This is a genomic window from Leptolyngbya sp. PL-A3, assembly GCF_039962325.1.
Taxonomy (GTDB): Bacteria; Cyanobacteriota; Cyanobacteriia; order Elainellales; family Elainellaceae; genus Vacuolonema.
Genome location: NZ_JAMPLB010000148.1, coordinates 1 through 2,691, shown reverse-complemented (window position 1 = coordinate 2,691; position 2,691 = coordinate 1). Strand labels below are relative to the sequence as shown.

Annotated in this window: 5 protein-coding genes; all 5 read left to right on the top strand. The window is 46.9% G+C overall.

Annotation, left to right across the window (positions count from 1 at the left end):
* Positions 1-380: 380 nt before the first annotated feature.
* The 5 genes from NDI52_RS34840 (at position 381) to NDI52_RS34820 (ending at position 2,589) form a co-directional block, all read left to right on the top strand.
* Positions 381-602: a hypothetical protein gene (locus NDI52_RS34840; RefSeq protein WP_348257210.1), complete on the top strand. Its 222-nt coding sequence runs from the start codon at positions 381-383 to the stop codon at positions 600-602.
* A 148-nt stretch (positions 603-750) separates the two neighbouring features.
* Positions 751-915: a hypothetical protein gene (locus NDI52_RS34835; protein ID WP_190773717.1), complete on the top strand. Its 165-nt coding sequence runs from the start codon at positions 751-753 to the stop codon at positions 913-915.
* A gap of 183 nt (positions 916-1,098) precedes the next feature.
* The gene (locus NDI52_RS34830; RefSeq protein ID WP_348257209.1) at positions 1,099-1,542 is read left to right on the top strand and encodes a hypothetical protein; all 444 of its coding nucleotides are present in this window, start codon (positions 1,099-1,101) and stop codon (positions 1,540-1,542) included.
* Positions 1,543-1,640: 98 nt separating this feature from the next.
* The gene (locus tag NDI52_RS34825; protein WP_190773715.1) at positions 1,641-1,781 is read left to right on the top strand and encodes a hypothetical protein; all 141 of its coding nucleotides are present in this window, start codon (positions 1,641-1,643) and stop codon (positions 1,779-1,781) included.
* 211 nt (positions 1,782-1,992) lie between these two features.
* Complete coding sequence (locus NDI52_RS34820) at positions 1,993-2,589, top strand: pentapeptide repeat-containing protein (RefSeq protein ID WP_348257208.1); 597 nt, start codon at positions 1,993-1,995, stop codon at positions 2,587-2,589.
* Positions 2,590-2,691: the final 102 nt, after the last annotated feature.

Sequence of the window (2,691 nt, the reverse complement as noted above, 5' to 3'; positions counted from 1 at the left end):
ATCCACAAAGTGCAAGGTTGGACGCGCGGCACGAGGTTCCACCATAACTAGATCTCGACAGGGTGATGCACCCTTCTACTCTAGCTATTCTTCTCTAGAATGATGAAAGAGGGTTAAATAGTATTCTCGCTATATATAGCGGTTATCAGTCTTGTTCAATACAGTAACAACAGTGTGTAAACCAGCCTAAGAAATCCTTTTTGTCACTTCCATGAACGCTGTCTCCAATGCTTTGAGTAAATCAGGATATGTTCTTGCACCGGTGCGGCGGAGAATGCTTCTAATTTCAGACCAACAGTTCTTAGTGGGTGAGAAATCAGGAGAGTAAGTCAAAAGAGCTTGTTAGACTTCAGGATTCGATCCTTGACTTAGGCAGGCAGTTGGACGCGGTGCAGAAGGACAAGGTTTGGGAACGTCCATGGAACGGTAACGAGGCGGCTCATTTCTTTGGGGTTCATCCCGACACGATCAAAGAATACCGCAAGTATTGGTATGAAGGAGTTCACTACTTCCGATTGCCAGGGTACAAGGGCGAGTACCGTTACAACCCAGAGCTACTCAAGGACTGGCTTGATGCCCTTCCCACACACTTTTTTCTCTGAATAGTGATATAGGTCACATCATTACGTGACGATATTCACCCTCAACTGGCGGGATGAATCACCAGCCTGAGCAGACAAAACTGAGACTATAAATTCTATCGGCAGCGGCCAAACAAATAAGCCCTCCTCACTTCAAGGAATCCCCCTCATGCTTATGATCACTCACCCCCAAGTACAGCAAGATTACTTTTCCCCTGATGCTGACCTTCAACTGGCTGCTACAAACTCTGTTCGCCAGCCTCAACATAATGGTTTGGCTGCTCGATGGGTGCGACTTAATGGTAAGCTGCAGTGCCAATGGGATATACAGTAACTTCAACTCCTAGGTTCGGCTCCTGAAAATCACACTCCTTCACACTCAAAGAAAAACCGAGATAGGCCAGGGGGGTCTGCCTCTGGCTTTTTTGTTGGGTAGGGCGATTGCAGCGCAGTCCCGATCCATTCTTCCAGGGGGAGAATAGGGGTAGAACTTATAGAGGACTTATAGAAATCTGTCATGCCTATGCCTGTATCTGTTGAAGAAGGAAGGCCACAACAACAGCGGAAGTGGGGACAATGGACGATTGCTGGCGGGATCTTTGGGTTGATGCTGCTGGGTGCAATCGCCCAAATGCAGCAGGACGTTGAAAAGGACGATAAGGCAAAAGCTTTGAAAGAGGCCGTTATCCTTACGCGCCGCACGTATCAAACCGAATTTACCAATGACCCAAACAAGCCCACCTTCCTTGGTGCATACCAGGCTTATGGTGCCGTGGAAGTGTCATTAGAGGCTAATGGTAAGTATGCACAGCTCATTGATGAACTGCCTACGGAAGGGAAAATAATGCAGGCGCAGGCATGGTGTAGGACTGATTTAACAGAAAAGATCGCACCCATCGAGATAGATATTGTATTGCTAAATGCGCGTGGAGGTGTACTGGCCGCAGGGATGTGCCCTTAGACCGCTCATGATCTTTATCCATTGGCTACAAACATTACTAGCTGGTGTGTTTAGTAGGTGTGGCGATAGCGAATAACTCCTATTGGGAGGTTATTCTCATGAGTTTAATATTTGCCCTGTATGCACTCATCGCGGCTCCGGAAATCAACCCCAAATCGAAGCAGCTAGGGCGATCGCACGGCGACTGGCTTACAGACCAGACGCTACGGATTTTGGGCAAAAGAAGCAATCGTTCGTAGCTTCTTGCCATGCCCAAGACCTACTGCTAACGCCTGGTCTAGCGTGATTCTGACAGTTCTACCTGCAAACAATGAGTTTTCCTTGCTTATGTCGAAAGTTGCTGTAGCACTGGTGTATCTGATGATGATGCGGTTTGCCCAGGATTTGGATCGGTAGAGGGCGATCGCAGAAACTAATAGTATTGGCGTGTTCTCTAGCAGTTTTTGAAAAATGAGTACGTCCTCACTAGATTCCACAACACCTAAGCAGAAAGTCTCGCGCTTAGGAGCTGCCATTCTTAGAGGTGGCCTCTTCAGGTTTCTTCCCTTTAGGCAGACCTTTATCAAGCTGGCATTTCAGGACACGAATCTCAATGGCATCGACTTGAAAGGGGGTAATCTTAGAGGAGTTTATCTACCTAGGGCAAACCTTGAAAAAGCTAACCTTAGCGCAGTTGATATGAGAGAGGCTTACCTTCTCTACTCCAATTTTGCAATGGTTGATGGTCGGAAAGCTGACTTTAGAGGAGCTAGCCTTACTCTGGCAAATTTTAGTAATGCTAACTTCAGGGAAGCTGACTTTAGAGGAGCTGATCTACGGGCAGCAAAGTTTAACAGAGCTGACTTCAGCAAGGCGAATTTTAGCGGAGCCAATCTAGAACTAGCTAGGCTCAACACATCAAACTTTAGTGAAGCTAACTTGAGTGGGGCCAATCTTCACTGGGTTAACCCCTCTGGAGTCAACCTTGAAGGCGCTAACGTAGAAAACACTAGGTTTATTAGTGGGTTTGGGTGGTCATTGAACGAGATGGAGGATCCAGCCCTCTAAAGGTCATTTGAGAGCTTCTTAATATTTTCTATCATCCCTGTTATCACTGGCTTTCAGGCTTCTATTCTAAAAGCTGAACGTTTAACACCCACGTTTGAGCCA

Excerpts from the sequence above, each read along its gene's own strand:
- NDI52_RS34835 (WP_190773717.1), top strand. The coding sequence starts at position 751 with ATGCTTATGATCACTCACCCCCAAGTACAGCAAGATTACTTTTCCCCT.
- NDI52_RS34830 (WP_348257209.1), top strand. The coding sequence starts at position 1,099 with ATGCCTATGCCTGTATCTGTTGAAGAAGGAAGGCCACAACAACAGCGG.
- NDI52_RS34825 (WP_190773715.1), top strand. The coding sequence starts at position 1,641 with ATGAGTTTAATATTTGCCCTGTATGCACTCATCGCGGCTCCGGAAATC.
- NDI52_RS34820 (WP_348257208.1), top strand. The coding sequence starts at position 1,993 with ATGAGTACGTCCTCACTAGATTCCACAACACCTAAGCAGAAAGTCTCG.